Origin of the sequence: Marinifilum fragile JCM 15579, from assembly GCF_001310955.1 — a bacterium.
Classification (GTDB): Bacteria; Bacteroidota; Bacteroidia; order Bacteroidales; family Marinifilaceae; genus Marinifilum; species Marinifilum fragile.
Window position 1 is genome coordinate 114559 of record NZ_BAZX01000013.1, and the last position, 15989, is coordinate 130547.

Consider the following 15989-nt stretch of genomic DNA (forward strand, 5'->3'; position numbering starts at 1 on the left):
GTATAGAAATCTCAATGAAGGAACAGGAGTTAATCGAAGAACTCAAACTTGGAAATCAAGCAGCCTTTCGCCATTTGGTGGAAAGCTACCAATCGATGGTAGTGAATACCGCAATGGGGATGATCCACAATATGGCAGATGCCGAAGATGTGGCACAGGAGGTTTTTATTCAGGTGTACAATTCCATCTATGATTTCAGGCTTGAGTCGAGTTTAAAGACCTGGATCTACAGAATTACTATTACTCGTTCGCTAAATGCTATTCGCAGTAAGGGAAGAAAGAGTTTCTTTACCAGATTGGAGGATTTATTTTTTACGAAACGTGAGGTTGGTATTGGAGAAAGTAGCTTGCCTAATCCTCAAAAGAGATTGGAAGAAATGGACCATAGCGAAGCCATTCAATCGGCAATGAATACACTTCCTGATAATCAGAAAGTAGCTTTTACACTTAGTAAGTATGAAGACTTAAGCTACAAGGAAATTGCGGAGGTGATGCAGGTTTCGAAATCCTCGGTAGAATCATTGCTGTATAGGGCAAAGGTGAATCTACAGAAAAAATTATTGGATTATTACAAAAATTTTAATGAGTAGCGCAAGTTTTTTCTCAAGTTAGTGTCAAATACTAAAACAAGAACAATGAACTGTAAGGATTTAAAAAGCAAATTGATTTTTTATGTGGAGGGGGAACTCTCTGCAGATGAAATGAGAAGCTTTCGTCATCACCTTAATCACTGCAAGGAATGCAGTAATAGTGTGAGTTTGCTCAAGGAAACCTTTGGTGCCATTGAGAAAGAGAAAGCAATGGAGGTGAATCCTTATTTACTGTCAAAAACCATGAACAGATTAAAAGAGCAGGAGAGAGGACAGTATGAATCAAAGCTATCTCAAGTTCTTCGACCAGTATTTATTGGGTTCATGTTTATGGTTGCAATAGGAGGAGGTATTTTTATGGGAGCAAATTTTGCTGGTGAACCTTCGCCAATTAAGCACTCCGATTTAATTGATCCCTATTTTAACGAAATGCAGGGCGAAAGTATTGAAATGTTCTTCTTAAATGATATGCCAGATGAATAGATCGAGAAAAATATGGATGTGGCTTGCTTTAATCCTTTTGGCAACCAACTTGTCAACCATCGGTTCGTTTTGGTATCACACTTACCAAGAAAAAAAGGAAGTTGTAAAGCCTGAGATGCCTGTGGAATATCGCATTCGATTCTTGAAAGATCAATTGGGTTTGAATGAGGAGCAGAAAAATTATTTCAAATCTTTAAACAGAGATTACAATCGAAATGCGAATCAAATCATGCTTAGCTTGAATGCCCTACGTCAGGAAATGTTGGAAAATTTAGGTGAGGAAACTTGCGATTCAGTACGAATGAAAGAGATCGCAAATGAAATTGGAGAAAAGCATGAAGAATTGAAATTGGCTACGGTTCAATTTTATTTGGATATGAAAGGGGAGTTGAATAAGGAGCAACAAACCAAACTCTACGATTTGTTTAGTAGCTTAATACAAAAGAGTGAAGAGGTAAAAACACCAAGAGGAAAAAGAAAAGGAAGGGGAGAAGGCAAAGGTCATGGTCCCTGGCATTAAAAATCAATAAATAATATAGATAATAAACCAATTTAGAGAGTGATGAACTGTCGCTTTCAGGGCATTCTATGCCCAAAAAATTAAAAACAAACAGATATGAAACGAACATCTTTAATCAAAAAACTAGGAAGTAGCTTAATCATTATTCTTTTGCTAACACTGTCATTTGGTACCGATGCTCAGAGCAGACGAAATGCAGATTGTACTCAGATCAGTAATTTGAGTGAGCAGCAGAATGATCAGTTAAGTGAATTGAAAACCAAGCATTTTAAGGTGATGGATGACTTGCGTGCCAAAAGACGAGCATGTACCACAACCGAAGAAAAAGCGCAGGTGAGAAATGAAATGCAGGCTGAAGTGAACAGACACAAGAAGGCTGTGAATGAAATTCTGACACCAGAACAGAGAGCTCAGTATGCACAAAGTACTCCAAGAGGAGGATGTGCATATAACAGAAGTGGACGAAGAGGTGGTAATGACAATTGCAATGTTAATACCAACTCTTGTAGAAGGGGTAAAGGTCGTATGGGAAAAGGTGCTTGCCGATCCAATAACCGACGAAACTTTTAAGAGGAAATAAACTCTGATATGTGGAATTAATCGTGGAGGTGCTGTGGTTGATTCGGTATGACATTAACTTTAAAATTTAAGATCAAATGAAGAACAAAATGACAAAATTTGCTGTAGCAATTATTGCGGTACTTGGATGGTTTGCCTGCGATAATGAGAATGATAATGTGGAGAATGAGATGTTGAACGATTTGCCTTTGGTTGAAGTAACAACAGATGGTTATACCAATGTGTTGACATCGAATCTGAAAACAGTTTTGGCTAGCGAAACAACAAGCCCGCTGAGTGGTGAAGAAGAGGGCTTGTTGTTGATGAGAGAGGAAGAGTTGCTTGCTCATGACGTGTATAGCTTGTTCGAAGAACTGTATGAATTGAAAATTTTTAGCAATATCACAAGTTCAGAAGCAACTCATGCTCAAGCCATGCTTGATTTATTGAATCTGTTTGGATTGGAGGATCCAGCTACGGGTGTTGCTGGAGTTTATACCAATGAAACATTACAAACCCTATATGCTGAATTAACTGAAAAGGGAAAAGTATCGGTGGAGGAAGCACTTAAGGTTGGTGCCTTTATTGAGGAAGTTGATATAAAGGATTTGGAAGAGTTGATAGGTGAAACTGAAAATGAAGAGATCTTGTTGGTATATGATAATTTACAAAGAGGATCAAGAAATCACTTGCGTGCTTTTGTAAAAGTTTTGAAATCATATGATATTGTCTATGTGCCAAGTGTATTGACTCAGGAGGATTTTGATGCGATTATTAATTCTGATATTGAAAAAGGAAATGGTTGCAGAAATTCTTATAGATATCAGCATGGTAAATGAGGGAATTAATGAGAGTAAGAATTAGGTAATGGTAGTAGTGGCAACAACTGAAATATAGGAAGTTGCTAAAAAAAAAGTGGATTTTTAAAATGGAAACACCTCTCTGGAATTTACTGGAGAGGTGTTTTTATTTGTATAAGCTAAAGAAATATTCTGATTGAAAATGATTTAGTCTCCTTTTTTGGGGATTAAGGGATTGAGTGTGGAAGAATCATACAGTTGTATATCGATTTTACATGTAACTAATACGAGTAACTGGAAGCTGTTTTCTTGGCTTTAAAGCTTTGAGATTAGGGTTTTTTCCTTAAGTTTGATTTGAAATCATAAAAAATCAAATTAGACAAATGGAAATCAGAAAAAACGAGACACAATTGGTGTGTATCGCCAAATTTATAGCCAACGAAGGTGAAGTTGATCAGTTGATTCAGAATCTACATAAATTAATTCCAATTACATTGCAAGAGGGTGGATGCATTCGCTACGAATTGAATCAATGTATTGATGAGCCAAACAGAATCACTTTCATCGAAAAATGGTACGATCAGGTAACTTTTGATGCGCATTGCAATAAGCCTTATATCGTAGAATTCTTTAATGATGGTAAACCACATCACGTAAAAGAGTTTGAAGTGACATTGCATAAAGAGTTGTTGCCGTAAAGAATTACAAATTACAATTTGGCAGTTTAAGATTCCTACTAAAAGTTTGGATTCTCAGTTACTAATCTCTTTTTGAGGTGGTTCAATAAAATAAAAGGGAAATCGGATACAATCCAATTTCCCTTTTTCTATTTTATAATAAAAGAATAAACGCTGCTTATTTTGTTGCAGTGCTTAATTCTTTTTCTCCAGCTTTAAGCCACGCTTCGCCAACTCCTAAAATGTTTCTTCCTGCAACACCATTGATAATAATGGCTGCCATCATGTACCAAGCTGCAAGTGCACACACAATTAATACGTAAGCTGCAGCTGTATTCATAGCTGGGAATCCAAAGTGTCCTAAATCCAAAAGGATGAACCCAAGTAATAAAATACTAAAGGTAGTTGCCATGGCTCCATGAATGAATAGTGAAGCAATCCATAGAATCATTGTGAAGAAAGTGTAAGCAAGAAGGAAGAAGCCCACATCAGTTCCTGAAGATTTATAGATACCAAAGTGGTTCAATACCCATACAATTCCGATACTGATCCAGAAAGCTCCATAAGCTGAAAATGCTGCAAAACCGAAGTTGTTACCGTTTTTGTGTTCTAATAAACCTGCACACAATTGTGCAATTCCTCCAAAAGCAAAACCTACTGCCAATACTGGACCTAATCCGCATAGTCCTAGGTTATGAAATTGTAATAAAAGGGTACTTAACCCAAAACCTCCTAATCCGACAACTGCCGGATTTCCTAAATTTACGTTGTTCATCGCTTAGTTAATTTTATCCTAGATTGAGCGGCAAAACTAAGAAAATGCAAAACAGCTATTTAAAGCGATTTGTAGTTTAAAAACATATCTTCTATGCAATATTTTGCTTTGAAAAATGTAAGTTCATGATCAACAGTGTTGTGTAGATGGTATAGACTTTATTGTAATTTGATGTTGTGTTGTACAATAGTTGTTGTAACAATTAGATTGATAGATTTTTATGCAAAAATATACCTCAAGATTTAATACTAAGGATTTAAGTGAATTTATCCGTTCTTATTTTTCAGGAGTATTACTCGTGTAGAAAGTGATTTCACTACCATTTATGATGTCAGTGTGCTTTGTTGTGAAGTTATTAAGAGTTTTACCGTTTACTTCAACTTTGTCCACAAAAACATTTTCCTTCGATTGATTTATTGTATTCACAACAAATGGGTTTCCATTTATGAGGAGTGAATTTTTGTTGTAACAAAGATGGATAGGTAAAAACTTAAGTTTGGTGCAGTGATGGTGAAAGTGACTCCTGATTGTAGCACATTTAATCCTTTTTACTATAGGTTCCATGAGGTGCAGAATAAAGATGATTTGTTTTGAGAAAAATATTTTGTATAGAATTTCAATATCCTTAATTTAGTCTTTCTGTTAAATTTAGTTATTGATAATAAAAAACTATTGATATCACTTTAAACCAATTTTTTAAAAATGAGAAAAATTCAATTAATCTTATTTGCTGTAATTATTTGTATTGGCAATAACGCTTTTGCTCAATATTCGAGCAATAAATTTATGGTAAAATCAGGCTATGTGGAAATGAAATTGGATGGTGCAACAAAAGGGCAGCGTTTGATATGGTTTGATGATTATGGGAAACTTTACAAAGAAGAGGTAAAGTCCGAAACAAAAGTTAAAGTTTTTGGAATTGAATCCTCAGAAAAAAAGCACACATTAAAGATTGTCAAGGATGGTGTGATTTATGAGGTAAATCAATTGAATCATACCGGAACAAAACTGGAAACCCTTATTTCACCCGAATATTATTCAGCCCTGGAAAATATGTCGGATGATCAGAAAAAAGAGATTGCGGATGAATTGTTGGAAGCCTTTGGAGGCCAAAGATTAGGCACTTCAGAGTTTTTTAACAGAACCTGTGAAAAAATTAAGGTTTTGGGAGCAACAGTTTGGATTTATAAAGGAGTTGTTTTAAAATCCGAGGCAAAAATGATGGGCATTGAGAACCATGAAATTGCGCTTAAGTTTGATGAGAATATAAAAATTCCATCTTCAACTTTTGAGATTCCTGAAGATATAAGTTGGAATGAACCTGAAATGAGATTGGGACAATCGCTGGACATGTTTGCAGGAGAAGAGATGGAGTATGATTCGGAAGATGATGAAATGTTTCCAGTTGAATATCCATACAATGAATTTCAGGATGCTATTGAGAAAGTAAAATACAGCAACTTTAAAAAATCAGCCATTTTTAATGTGGATGGGCAATATATTGCGTCTTTTACAAAAACAATGACAGAAAACTTTACCATTGTGGCTAGTTCTAATAAGGATGTTGATTCAGATATAGCGCAAGAGGAATTGGCAACTTACAGTCATTTTACACATCAAGGGAAAAAAATGCATTTTGGGGATGCTATTGATGAGGATGGAAGCAATATGAATGCTTCTGCATTGATTATTGAGTATCCTTCAGAAGATATGATTATATCCATTGTGAGTATGCCAAAAATGACAAAATCTCAAGCCTTAACAATCGCGGACCAACTAAAGTTTTAAAATAAAGTCCCGGCTCTAAACTGAGCCGGGAAATTTTTTATCTTCCAACCAATTCTAGTTCACGACTGGATATCTCTCGCATTTCTACTTTTCGAATTTTTCCTGTAACCGTTGTTGGAAATTCTTTCGTGAATTTAAAGTACTTCGGAATTTTATAGGTAGCAATTTGTCCTTTGCAATACTTGCGAAGTTCATCTTCACTGACAGATTTTCTTTCCTTGAATTTAATCCAGGCCATTACCACTTCGCCATATTTGTAATCAGGAACGCCAATTACATATACTTCACTAATAGCCTCGTGTGTATGTAAATATTCTTCAATTTCGAAAGGGGAGATGTTCTCACCACCTCTAATAATCATGTCCTTAATTCTACCGGTAATGGTAACATAGCCTTCTTCATCCATACTTGCTACATCACCAGTATGCATCCAACCTGCATCGTCGATAACAGCTTTGGTTGCTTCTTCGTTGTTCCAGTATTTTAACATTACTGAATAGCCTCTGGTGCAAAATTCACCACTTTCTCCTCTGGGTACTATTTTTCCGCTTGTAGGATCAATGATTTTGATTTCCTGATGAGGGTGAACGCGACCTACTGTGCTTACTCTTTTATCCAATTGGTCATCTACGAAAGTTTGAGTGGACACAGGTGAGGTTTCCGTCATTCCATAGCAAATGGCAACATCTTTCATATTCATTTTTTCTTGTACCTCGCGCATCGCTTTTTCAGGACAAGAAGCTCCGGCCATAATGCCAGTTCTCAAACTACTCATGTCGTATTTTTCGAAGTTGGGATGTTCCAATTCGGCAATAAACATCAGAGGAACACCGTATAAAGAGGTACATTTCTCATCCTGAACGGTTTTTAAAACGGTTTCTGCCTCAAAGGCTTCGCCAGGAATAATCATTGCTGAACCATGTGTAATGCAGGCAAGGTTTCCCAGTACCATCCCAAAACAGTGGTAAAAAGGAACAGGTATACAGACTCTATCTTTTTCCGTGTAATGCAACCTTTCGCCTATAAAGTAACCATTGTTCAGAATATTGTGATGAGTTAATGTGGCTCCTTTGGGAAATCCTGTTGTACCAGATGTGTATTGAATGTTAATCGGATCGTCGAATTGTAATGTAGCTTCAATGTCTTCAACTTCTTGGGTAGAGATTCTTTTTCCAGCTTCAATTAAAGCTTGCCAATCTCTATCAAGAATTACAATTTGCTTTAGGTGGATACAGGATTTTCGAACTTCCTGAATGATTTCAAAGTAATTTGTCTTTCTAAAGTTTTTGGACATGATTAGCAGACTAATCTCCGATTGACGCAAGGCAAATTTCAATTCTGATGCTTTGTAGGCTGGATTTACATTGACCAATATGGCGCCAATTCGGGCAGTTGCAAATTGCACGATTACCCACTCGTGGCGGTTTGGAGACCAAATCCCAATGCGATCCCCTTTTTTTACACCAAAAGCTAACAGGCCTTTTGCGATTTCTTCAATTTGGTTCCAGAACTCTTGATAGGTGGCACGATAATTTTGATAAGGAACAACTAAAGCTTCTCTGTCTGGGAATTGCTCCACGGTTCTTCTTAATCTTTCAGTAATGGTTTCGCCTAAAAGTGGCATTTCTGAGCTACCATGCTCATACGATAGTTTATTCATGTTTATGGTTTTGCGCAGGAGAATTATTTCAATTCACCTGGTTTAAGATTATTAACAAAACCATCTTTTGCTCGAAAGAAAATTTGAGCACTTTGATTAGGAAGTAAATTTAGTTGTGTGATTTGTGTGAAATCGGCTGCAAGTTATAAAAATTGAGACTAGAAAGAACTTCTTTATAGAATAAATTGTTGGGATAATTTCTTAATCTTCCCAAACAATGGTCTTCATATCTTCCCAGAACGGTCCAAATTGAATTTCCGAAATTTTTCCATCATCCAACCAAAGGTGCAGATTTTCATTTGGGAAGTAGATTAATTCATGAGTAGGAAATTCTTCGGAATCAGCCTTTTCAAATTCTGGTTTACTGAGCTGAAAAAGATCTAGTTCGTCCAAAAGATTACGCTTTGATAATCCTATTTTTATGAAGTTAAAGATATGGTATTGTGTGTGATAGATTGAAATATAGCTCAATCTGAACTGATCAACAGATTCAAAAGTAAAACTTAACCCTTTGCTGTTATAAAATAGGGTAATACTATTTTCACTTGGAGAAAGTGAATATTCTCCAACTTCATCAGCTTTACCCAATATTTGTTCAATTTCAGCCTGCATCATTCCAAAATTGACTCCAGAGATGCCTTTGCCTAATATGATTTCGTTTTGGTCCATATTCAATTTTCAAAAGGATATTTTAATTTGATCTGATCTCTAATTTTATCAAGAGTTGATAATATTTTTTTGCTCTTCCAAATAGGAATAACTGAACTTTCCAATCTACCTTTTTTAATTAGTTCTCCAACCGCATAGGCTTCGTAGTTGTACCCCATCTCTTTACTTTCATCTTCAAACTCCAATACTTCATCATCAACAACTAGTTTGGTTTTTTTTGCCATCCAAAACTTCGGAATCTCAATGCGGCCTTTGGTACCGTAAATAACGGCTTCATTCTTCATATTAGAGCGAAAAGAACTGGAAATTTGTGCCAATCCACCATTCATATACTTCAACTGAATACTATTGTACTCGTCAACACCAGTATTGCCTATATGTGCTAAACTTTGAATGGTGTCTATCTTGTCATTAAAAACCAACTCAGAAATGGCAACACCATAAATTCCTATATCAAGTAATGCACCACCAGCTAAATTGGGATTTGCCAGCCTGCCTTCTTTGTTCATATTACCAATAAAACCAAAACTTACCTGCAACTGCAGCACATCACCTATTTTACCCGAATGTATCCATTCCATGGTTTTTAATATGGCAGGTAAATAATAGGTCCATATGCCTTCCATAAAGAATAAGTTCTTTTCTTTTGCCAAGCGACTTAATGCTTCAAATTCTTCAGAATTAACACAAACCGGCTTTTCGCACAGCACAGCTTTGCCATTGTTAAGACATAAGCTTGCATGTTCAAAATGAAAGTTGTGAGGAGTGGCCACATAAACAACTTGAATATCTGGATTCTCCATCATCTTTTCGTAGGATGAGTAAGAGTGTTTAATATTATATTGACTTGCAAAATGATTTGCTTTTGCTTCTGAACGAGAAGCTACAGCGATGATTTTACCATTGGGTACAACTTTAAAATCATTTGCAAACTTACCTGCGATCTTTCCAGCCCCTAAAATTCCCCAGTTTACTTTCATTGTTCTTTATTTTGATTATTAAAGATATGATTTTGCAAAAAACTTTACATGAAAACGAATAAATAATTTTTAGTAATTATTCCACTTCAATAATAAATGTAAAAGAAAAATGAAGAAAATGTTCACTATAGGTTTTAATAGGTAAACACGATTTAGCAAGAGTAAAAAGAGGATAAAAACTTTATCAATACAGTAAAATCACTATTTTTACATCTTCAAAATCAATACAAGTAAAAATGGCAAAAGATTTTCGACCAACCGACTATATTTTGGAGTCGTTAGAAACAGGCAAGAGATTTGAGGACGAAGGATGGACTCTTGATGCTCCTGGTGAAGACAAACCTTGTTTAATTAGAGCAATTTACGATAAAAAACAGATTGAAGTAAAAAACAATTCTTTAGGAATTTATAAATTCTCCGATTGGTTGCCAGTTCACAAAACATTGGAAGGATCTTCTGCACCTGCAACCTACAAGAGTGAAGGCTTGGCAAAGTATCTTGGATTGAATAATCTTTACATTACTTTTAGTGGATATTGGCCGGAAAAAGGAGCTAATTTCAGAACTTGCTCTTTCAAAGAAACTGAAGCTTACTCGGTTGGAGGGCGTTTAAATGATGATAATAATATTTTGGTAGTGGCATCGGCTGGAAATACAGCAAGAGCATTTGCCAGAGTATGTTCAGATAATGATATTCCATTGCTATTGTGTGTACCAGAAGACAATATTAATGCACTTTGGTTTGATGAACCAATAAAGGACAATGTTAGACTTATAGTTACCAAATCGGGAAGCGATTATTTCGATTCGATTCACCTTTCGAATTTAGCGTGTCAACTTGATGGGTTTATTGCCGAAGGTGGAGCAAAAAACGTTGCTCGTCGTGATGGTATGGCATGTACAGTTAATTCAGCAGTAACCGAAATAGGCAAGATTCCTGATTATTATTTTCAGGCAATTGGATCGGGAACAGGTGCCATTGCTGCCTGGGAAGCAAACCTTCGTTTTATTGAAGATGGAAGATTTGGATCTAATAAAATGAAATTAATGGTTTCTCAAAATACTCCTTTCTTGCCAATGCACGACGCATGGAAAGAAGATTCAAGAGAAATGTTGCCATTGGATGATAATTTGGCGAGAAAACAAGTTGAAGAAATTACAGCCAAAGTATTGTCGAATCGTAAGCCTCCATACTCGATTGTTGGAGGATTGTACGATGCAATGAAAGATGCTGGTGGAGATGTGCTAAAAGCAACAAATGAAGAAGCAGCTGAAGCAGCTAGAATCTTTGAAGAAACAGAAGGTAATGATATTCACCCTGCAGCAGCCGTTGCAACAGCAACTCTTATTAAGTATGCCAAAGAAGGAAAATTAGACAAGGATGCTTGTGTAATGCTTAATATTACAGGTGGAGGAGAAGAACGCTTCAAAAGAGAAAAAGAAGTGGTTTATTTAAAACCTTCTCATGTTTTCGATATCAATCCTGATTTGAGTGAAGTGAAGGATGTGATGGAAAAACTTTTCAAGATGGAAATTGATACAATAGTATAAAACGAAGAAAGCAGGCTTAAAGCCTGCTTTTTTTATGTCTGTTTTTTTCTTTTAGTTGATAAGCGATTGTACAATATCAATTGAATCGCTTATGCATTTTGAGCAAATGGATTCTTTGGTATCGTTATCTTTACAATATTGTTGACCTTCTTCAGTATTTAAGTCACATTTTATAATGTCTCTGCAATCCAAAGATTGATGTTGTTGTGTAAATCTTCGATTAAACTCTTGTATCATCGATCTGTTGTTATCCGTTTGCAAGTTATGATTCGAATACTTTTCACAATTATGAATTCCGATAACCATAAAAGCACCTGTAACTGCACCACAGGTTTTTTGTAGTCGTCCCATTCCTCCTCCAAAACCACTGGAGATTTGAAAAGCCAAATTGTCGTCGAATTTGTATTGATCTGAGAATGCAAGTAGAACGGATTGAGCACAGTTCATTCCAGATTTAAAGCTTTCAAGTGCTTTTTCCTTTGTTGTAATCATAGTGGGGTTTATTACTTATTTTATAGGCTTACTTAATTGGTTGTTTAAAGATAGCTTTATTGATTGGATTTAAAGTCCTCAAAAGGAGGGATTTCCAAATTTTTAGTGTATTCATATCCCAATTCAAAAATTTCTTGCGCTTTGTTGCCATTCAATATTTCGTAATCGCGTAAGCCAGTAGGTTCGATAAGCAGCGAGCATTTATCTTTATGCCTGATGATATTGGAGTGAACACCAAGTTGAAAAGTACGTGAAGCTATTTGAACCAGGTTATCAAACTTTTCTACCTTTTGAATCGGACTTACATTTACGGCAATAATAATATCGCACTTATTGATTAGAGGAGATATGGGAAGATTATCAAAAAGCCCTCCATCAACATACATGATGTCATTCATACGAACTGGCGAAAATAAAACAGGAATACTCACTGAGGCCAATAAATATTTTAATAAGTCACCTTCTTTAATGTATTCAACTCGTCCATCATTTAAATTGGATACTGCAATAAAAAGAGGAATTTTTAGATTCTCTATCTTTTTGGTTTTGATGTGCTTTTGGATTTCCTTTTCAAGTCCAACCAAACTAAATAAGCCATGTCGGGGATACTGCCATTTTGAATAGGCCATTACACCCTTGTTTTTTAATGCTTTTAATATTTTGGAATAAGAAAAACCTGAGGCAATAAAGGCTCCAATTAGTGCACCAGCACTAACACCTGAGATAATATCAGGTTTAATGCCTTTTTCTTCCAGTGCCTTTAAGACACCCAGATGAGCAAATCCTCTTGCTCCACCACCTCCAAGAGCAATCCCAATTTTCATGTGTGTACAAATTGAATTATAAACTTAAAATAATAAATTGCGATAAGATTGTCCAGTCTTTAAGCAAGATTTACCAAAAAAAGATCATTCGGTATGAATGATCTTTTGTGTCTTTTAATCTTTACCATTTTCCAAGGCTCCTTTTATGATTTCTTCCACAACGGAGGTATCAAGAAGAGTTGATATATCACCAAAGTTGTTGTAGTCCCCTTGTGCAATTTTCCTTAAAATCCTTCTCATAATTTTTCCAGATCGTGTTTTAGGTAGAGATTTAACCAATTGAATTTTATCAGGTTTGGCGATGGGTCCAATGATTTTTGTAACCCCTTTTCGAACGCTTGTTTTAATACCTTCTTCACCTCCTGTCGAAAGAGAACCGCAAACTACAAATGCGTAAATACCTTGACCTTTGATATGGTGAGGGAATCCAACAACGGCGGATTCGTTTACTAATGGATGCTCATTAATTGCATTTTCGACCTCAGCTGTTCCCATTCTATGTCCCGAAACATTAATTACATCGTCAACTCTACCTAGAATTCTGTAGTATCCATCTTCATCTCTTTTAACACCATCTCCCGAAAAATAGAGGTTTTCGAATGTGCTAAAGTAAGTTTGCTTGAACCGTTCATGATCACCCATATGGTTCTTAGCATTCCCGGCCAAGGATATTTAATACATAGATTTCCTTCTACACTTTTTCCAGATAATTCATTTCCATCACCATCCACAATGATGGGTTGAATACCTGGTTGTGGTAGAGTGGCAAAGCCTGGTTTGGTAGGAATAATTCCAGCAATTGGGCTAATGGAAATTCCTCCTGTTTCGGTTTGCCACCAGGTATCCACAATAGGACAACGATTTTTTCCAACATGATCGTGGTACCAGTGCCAGGCTTCTTCGTTTATTGGCTCTCCAACTGTGCCCAAAACTTTTAAGCTAGACAAATCTTTGTTTTCAACATACTCTTGTCCCATTGAAATTAAAGAACGAATGGCAGTTGGTGCAGTGTAAAATTGTGCAACTCTATATTTGTTTACGATGTCCCAATATCTTCCTGCATCAGGATAGGTAGGAATGCCTTCGAACATTAATGTTGTAGCTCCATTTAGCAACGGTCCGTAAACAATGTAGGAATGACCAGTAATCCAACCAATATCAGCGGAACAGAAGTAAATATCACCATCGCTATATTGAAAGACATTTTTAAAAGTATAGGCAGAGTATACCATGTACCCACCACAGGTATGTACAATGCCTTTAGGTTTATCTGTTGAACCTGAAGTATAAAGAATAAAGAGAGTATCTTCGGCATCCATAATTTCAGCCTTGTTGTCTTCATCAGCATTGGCCATGGCCTCGTGCCACCATATGTCTCTTTGCTCACTAAATGAAACATCAGTATTGGTTCTTTGAACCACCACTACTTTTTCAACTGATGAACAGGTATCCAAGGCTTCATCAACGATGTCTTTTATAGGAATTGTTTTTTCACCCCGATAACCTCCATCCGAAGTAATTACCAATTTTGCTTCTGCATCATTAATTCTATCGGCGAGTGAGTTTGCCGAGAAGCCTGCAAATACAATGGAATGTATTGCCCCGATTCTTGCACAAGCCAGCATCGCAATTGCCAATTCAGGAACCATTGGCATATAAATGGCAACTCTGTCACCTTTACTAATACCAAGGCCAAGCATTACATTGGCAAACTTTTTTACTTCAAGGAAAAGCTCATTGTAGGTAAGTACTCTATTTTCATCATTTGGTTCATTGGGTTCCCATATGATGGCAGGTTGATCTGTACGAGTAAACAAATGACGTTCGAATATATTTTCGGTAATGTTCAACTTCCCGTTTATAAACCAATTGATTTTTGGTTCGGTAAAATTCCAATCCAGGATTTTATCCCATTTCTTACGCCAAAAGAAACTTTCTGCAATCCTACTCCAAAAAGCTTGGGGATTTTCTACACTTTTTTGATATTCGTGAATGTAGCCACCCAGAGTACTAATCTTATCAATCATGATCTTTTATTTTGGTTATTAGTTTAAATCTAAATAACTAAATATATGAAATTCTAGATTGATTATCCAGATCTTATATCTATTCAAAAAAGTACTTCTTATTTTTTTGGAAAGATTGTATCTTCAAACTCTTAAAATGAAAAGTGATTGAATCATGTGACTTCCTCCTGATAGTTATGAGGATGGTAAGTGAAAGAAAATTATAAACAGATGAAAAAAAAGACACTAATAATTATTCTTCTAATTGTCTTGCTAAGCTCAGTAGGAGCAATTCTATTGATTAACAATTCCGATTTACTTGTCAATTTCGATAACAATACAGTATCCTTGATAAAACAATATCTTAAGGTGACAGGATTTTTAAGTATTATGGGATTGGTGTATTTACGCATGAAAAATGGAAGTAAGGCTAAAAGTGAGGAGATAGAATAAAATGAACCGGCAGAATTTTTCTGATAAAGGGACTACGGAAAAATTCTGCCGCTTCGGCTAACCACTAACCACTACCAATGTAGTACTTTTGTTCCTGTTCGGAATTTATGCTTATTAAATATCAAGAAACGAAATACAGGAGAATATCGTAACCTGTGAAATCCAGATTCAATTGCATGGTTGAGTTTAGCGATTGATGCAATTAACCCAGCTTTTCAAATTTATTTCCACTTTTAAGAGTATCTAATTTACGAAATTGACAGACGAATGTCCACTTTTTATAAGGCTTTTCTTCTTATTTGAAGTAGCTAATTTACACGCGTTTAAGATAATTTAAAAGCATGATAATAGCTATAATTCTTTAGGTTAAGATTTTTTAATCAATCTAATACATTTTTAATGTGATGTTGTGTGTCATAAATTATTGTAATAGCCCATTTCTTTATATTGGAAGAGAAGAATTTTTAATGAATAATAATCCTGCTTTTAAAGTCCATGTTGTGCCTATAATTTTCCTATAGTCAAGAAAATATAGTGTTTTTTTGTACATAATTGAATGGACTAATGAGTAATAAAAAACCTGACAGATTTTTCTTTCTGTCAGGTTTAAAATTATATCAAGCTTGAGCTTAAATAAACAAATTCAAGTTAGATTGTTCTGCTTCCGCTAGGTAAGTTGCAACACCACCAATCTGAACACCATCCAACAATTCTTCTTTGTCTACGCCCATTACGTCCATTGACATTTGGCAAGCTATCATTTCAACACCATTCTCCATGGCACTCTGAAGCATATCTTCCAACGAGTCTACCTTTTTGGCAAGCATTCTCTTCTTCATCATTTTGGAACCAAGTCCCATCATGTTCATTTTCGACAGCTTAAGATCATCAGCTCCATTTGCCATCATCTTGCCAAACATTTTGCCCATCATGTCCTTTTCCACCTTTGGTTTTTGAGCTTTCTTAATGATATTCAATCCCCAGAAAGTAAAGAAGAGAGTCACTTTGTTTCCGGTAGCAGCCGCTCCATTGGCAATAACCAGTGAAGCCAAAGCACGGTCCATATCATCAGAGAAAACCACCATAGTTTTGTTTTTTGGTAGGTTGCCAGCAGTAACCGGGCATGCTTCTTTACTGGCTTGTTTCTCAATCAAAGCTGTATAA

General features: G+C 35.8%; 19 protein-coding genes. 9 read left to right on the top strand and 10 right to left on the bottom strand.

The genetic code is table 11. The features are described 5' to 3' along the window. The first annotated feature begins 14 nt into the window (after positions 1–14). From JCM15579_RS11300 to JCM15579_RS11325, 6 genes are all read left to right on the top strand, one after another. Positions 15–590 (top strand): RNA polymerase sigma factor, encoded by a 576-nt coding sequence (locus JCM15579_RS11300; RefSeq protein WP_054720108.1) that lies wholly within the window; start codon positions 15–17, stop codon positions 588–590. A 45-nt stretch (positions 591–635) separates the two neighbouring features. Further along, positions 636–1073: an anti-sigma factor family protein gene (locus JCM15579_RS11305; protein WP_054720111.1), complete on the top strand. Its 438-nt coding sequence runs from the start codon at positions 636–638 to the stop codon at positions 1071–1073. Then, positions 1066–1593: a Spy/CpxP family protein refolding chaperone gene (locus JCM15579_RS11310; protein WP_054720114.1), complete on the top strand. Its 528-nt coding sequence runs from the start codon at positions 1066–1068 to the stop codon at positions 1591–1593. Before JCM15579_RS11305 ends, JCM15579_RS11310 begins: the two co-directional genes overlap by 8 nt. Positions 1594–1689: 96 nt before the next feature. Continuing rightward, positions 1690–2163: a DUF4890 domain-containing protein gene (locus JCM15579_RS11315; protein WP_054720116.1), complete on the top strand. Its 474-nt coding sequence runs from the start codon at positions 1690–1692 to the stop codon at positions 2161–2163. A gap of 86 nt (positions 2164–2249) precedes the next feature. Continuing rightward, positions 2250–2990, top strand: coding sequence for a DUF2202 domain-containing protein (locus tag JCM15579_RS11320; RefSeq protein WP_054720119.1), 741 nt, complete (start codon positions 2250–2252; stop codon positions 2988–2990). 344 nt (positions 2991–3334) lie between these two features. Further along, complete coding sequence (locus JCM15579_RS11325; RefSeq protein WP_054720121.1) at positions 3335–3649, top strand: putative quinol monooxygenase; 315 nt, start codon at positions 3335–3337, stop codon at positions 3647–3649. A 157-nt stretch (positions 3650–3806) separates the two neighbouring features. Here the strand turns inward: JCM15579_RS11325 and JCM15579_RS11330 are convergent, their stop codons facing one another. Both JCM15579_RS11330 and JCM15579_RS21975 read right to left on the bottom strand, forming a co-directional pair. Beyond that, positions 3807–4403, bottom strand: coding sequence for an acetate uptake transporter (locus JCM15579_RS11330; RefSeq protein WP_054720123.1), 597 nt, complete (start codon positions 4401–4403; stop codon positions 3807–3809). 276 nt (positions 4404–4679) lie between these two features. Further along, on the bottom strand, positions 4680–4967 hold the full coding sequence (locus JCM15579_RS21975; protein ID WP_054720126.1) for a glycoside hydrolase domain-containing protein: 288 nt from the start codon (positions 4965–4967) through the stop codon (positions 4680–4682). 138 nt (positions 4968–5105) lie between these two features. Between JCM15579_RS21975 and JCM15579_RS11340 the strand changes: the two genes are divergently transcribed. Continuing rightward, complete coding sequence (locus tag JCM15579_RS11340) at positions 5106–6191, top strand: hypothetical protein (RefSeq protein ID WP_054720128.1); 1086 nt, start codon at positions 5106–5108, stop codon at positions 6189–6191. A 37-nt stretch (positions 6192–6228) separates the two neighbouring features. Here the strand turns inward: JCM15579_RS11340 and JCM15579_RS11345 are convergent, their stop codons facing one another. The 3 genes from JCM15579_RS11345 to JCM15579_RS11355 form a co-directional block, all read right to left on the bottom strand. Further along, a complete protein-coding gene (locus JCM15579_RS11345; protein WP_054720132.1) occupies positions 6229–7851 on the bottom strand; it encodes an AMP-binding protein in 1623 nt (540 codons plus the stop codon). 201 nt (positions 7852–8052) lie between these two features. Then, on the bottom strand, positions 8053–8520 hold the full coding sequence (locus JCM15579_RS11350; protein ID WP_054720135.1) for a hypothetical protein: 468 nt from the start codon (positions 8518–8520) through the stop codon (positions 8053–8055). A 2-nt stretch (positions 8521–8522) separates the two neighbouring features. Then, positions 8523–9500: a Gfo/Idh/MocA family protein gene (locus JCM15579_RS11355; RefSeq protein ID WP_054720138.1), complete on the bottom strand. Its 978-nt coding sequence runs from the start codon at positions 9498–9500 to the stop codon at positions 8523–8525. A 236-nt stretch (positions 9501–9736) separates the two neighbouring features. On the opposite strand from JCM15579_RS11355, the gene JCM15579_RS11360 reads away from it, so the two are divergent. After that, the gene (locus tag JCM15579_RS11360; protein ID WP_172677418.1) at positions 9737–11050 is read left to right on the top strand and encodes a cysteate synthase; all 1314 of its coding nucleotides are present in this window, start codon (positions 9737–9739) and stop codon (positions 11048–11050) included. A gap of 51 nt (positions 11051–11101) precedes the next feature. On the opposite strand, the gene JCM15579_RS11365 is transcribed toward JCM15579_RS11360, so the two are convergent. The 4 genes from JCM15579_RS11365 to JCM15579_RS11375 all read right to left on the bottom strand — a co-directional run bounded on the left by JCM15579_RS11365 (position 11102) and on the right by JCM15579_RS11375 (position 14393). Further along, on the bottom strand, positions 11102–11542 hold the full coding sequence (locus tag JCM15579_RS11365; protein ID WP_054720141.1) for a C-GCAxxG-C-C family protein: 441 nt from the start codon (positions 11540–11542) through the stop codon (positions 11102–11104). A gap of 56 nt (positions 11543–11598) precedes the next feature. Then, positions 11599–12366, bottom strand: a complete 768-nt coding sequence (locus tag JCM15579_RS11370; RefSeq protein ID WP_054720145.1) for a patatin-like phospholipase family protein — start codon at positions 12364–12366, stop codon at positions 11599–11601. A gap of 114 nt (positions 12367–12480) precedes the next feature. Beyond that, positions 12481–13008, bottom strand: coding sequence for an AMP-binding enzyme (locus JCM15579_RS21460; protein WP_262493514.1), 528 nt, complete (start codon positions 13006–13008; stop codon positions 12481–12483). Further along, positions 12900–14393, bottom strand: coding sequence for an acetate--CoA ligase (locus tag JCM15579_RS11375; protein WP_262493515.1), 1494 nt, complete (start codon positions 14391–14393; stop codon positions 12900–12902). Before JCM15579_RS11375 ends, JCM15579_RS21460 begins: the two co-directional genes overlap by 109 nt. A 210-nt stretch (positions 14394–14603) precedes the next feature. Between JCM15579_RS11375 and JCM15579_RS11380 the strand changes: the two genes are divergently transcribed. Next, the gene (locus tag JCM15579_RS11380) at positions 14604–14825 is read left to right on the top strand and encodes a hypothetical protein (protein ID WP_054720147.1); all 222 of its coding nucleotides are present in this window, start codon (positions 14604–14606) and stop codon (positions 14823–14825) included. A 629-nt stretch (positions 14826–15454) separates the two neighbouring features. Here the strand turns inward: JCM15579_RS11380 and JCM15579_RS11385 are convergent. After that, the coding region (locus tag JCM15579_RS11385) for a DsrE/DsrF/DrsH-like family protein (RefSeq protein WP_172677419.1) at positions 15455–15989 on the bottom strand (535 nt) is incomplete at its 5' end.

Coding starts and splice junctions, on each gene's coding strand:
- JCM15579_RS11310 (WP_054720114.1), top strand. CDS start 1,066: ATGAATAGATCGAGAAAAATATGGATGTGGCTTGCTTTAATCCTTTTG.
- JCM15579_RS11315 (WP_054720116.1), top strand. CDS start 1,690: ATGAAACGAACATCTTTAATCAAAAAACTAGGAAGTAGCTTAATCATT.
- JCM15579_RS11365 (WP_054720141.1), bottom strand. CDS start 11,542: ATGATTACAACAAAGGAAAAAGCACTTGAAAGCTTTAAATCTGGAATG.
- JCM15579_RS11320 (WP_054720119.1), top strand. CDS start 2,250: ATGAAGAACAAAATGACAAAATTTGCTGTAGCAATTATTGCGGTACTT.
- JCM15579_RS11325 (WP_054720121.1), top strand. CDS start 3,335: ATGGAAATCAGAAAAAACGAGACACAATTGGTGTGTATCGCCAAATTT.
- JCM15579_RS11360 (WP_172677418.1), top strand. CDS start 9,737: ATGGCAAAAGATTTTCGACCAACCGACTATATTTTGGAGTCGTTAGAA.
- JCM15579_RS11355 (WP_054720138.1), bottom strand. CDS start 9,500: ATGAAAGTAAACTGGGGAATTTTAGGGGCTGGAAAGATCGCAGGTAAG.
- JCM15579_RS11340 (WP_054720128.1), top strand. CDS start 5,106: ATGAGAAAAATTCAATTAATCTTATTTGCTGTAATTATTTGTATTGGC.
- JCM15579_RS11370 (WP_054720145.1), bottom strand. CDS start 12,366: ATGAAAATTGGGATTGCTCTTGGAGGTGGTGGAGCAAGAGGATTTGCT.
- JCM15579_RS11380 (WP_054720147.1), top strand. CDS start 14,604: ATGAAAAAAAAGACACTAATAATTATTCTTCTAATTGTCTTGCTAAGC.
- JCM15579_RS11330 (WP_054720123.1), bottom strand. CDS start 4,403: ATGAACAACGTAAATTTAGGAAATCCGGCAGTTGTCGGATTAGGAGGT.
- JCM15579_RS11350 (WP_054720135.1), bottom strand. CDS start 8,520: ATGGACCAAAACGAAATCATATTAGGCAAAGGCATCTCTGGAGTCAAT.
- JCM15579_RS11345 (WP_054720132.1), bottom strand. CDS start 7,851: ATGAATAAACTATCGTATGAGCATGGTAGCTCAGAAATGCCACTTTTA.
- JCM15579_RS21975 (WP_054720126.1), bottom strand. CDS start 4,967: ATGGAACCTATAGTAAAAAGGATTAAATGTGCTACAATCAGGAGTCAC.
- JCM15579_RS11300 (WP_054720108.1), top strand. CDS start 15: ATGAAGGAACAGGAGTTAATCGAAGAACTCAAACTTGGAAATCAAGCA.
- JCM15579_RS21460 (WP_262493514.1), bottom strand. CDS start 13,008: ATGGGTGATCATGAACGGTTCAAGCAAACTTACTTTAGCACATTCGAA.
- JCM15579_RS11375 (WP_262493515.1), bottom strand. CDS start 14,393: ATGATTGATAAGATTAGTACTCTGGGTGGCTACATTCACGAATATCAA.
- JCM15579_RS11305 (WP_054720111.1), top strand. CDS start 636: ATGAACTGTAAGGATTTAAAAAGCAAATTGATTTTTTATGTGGAGGGG.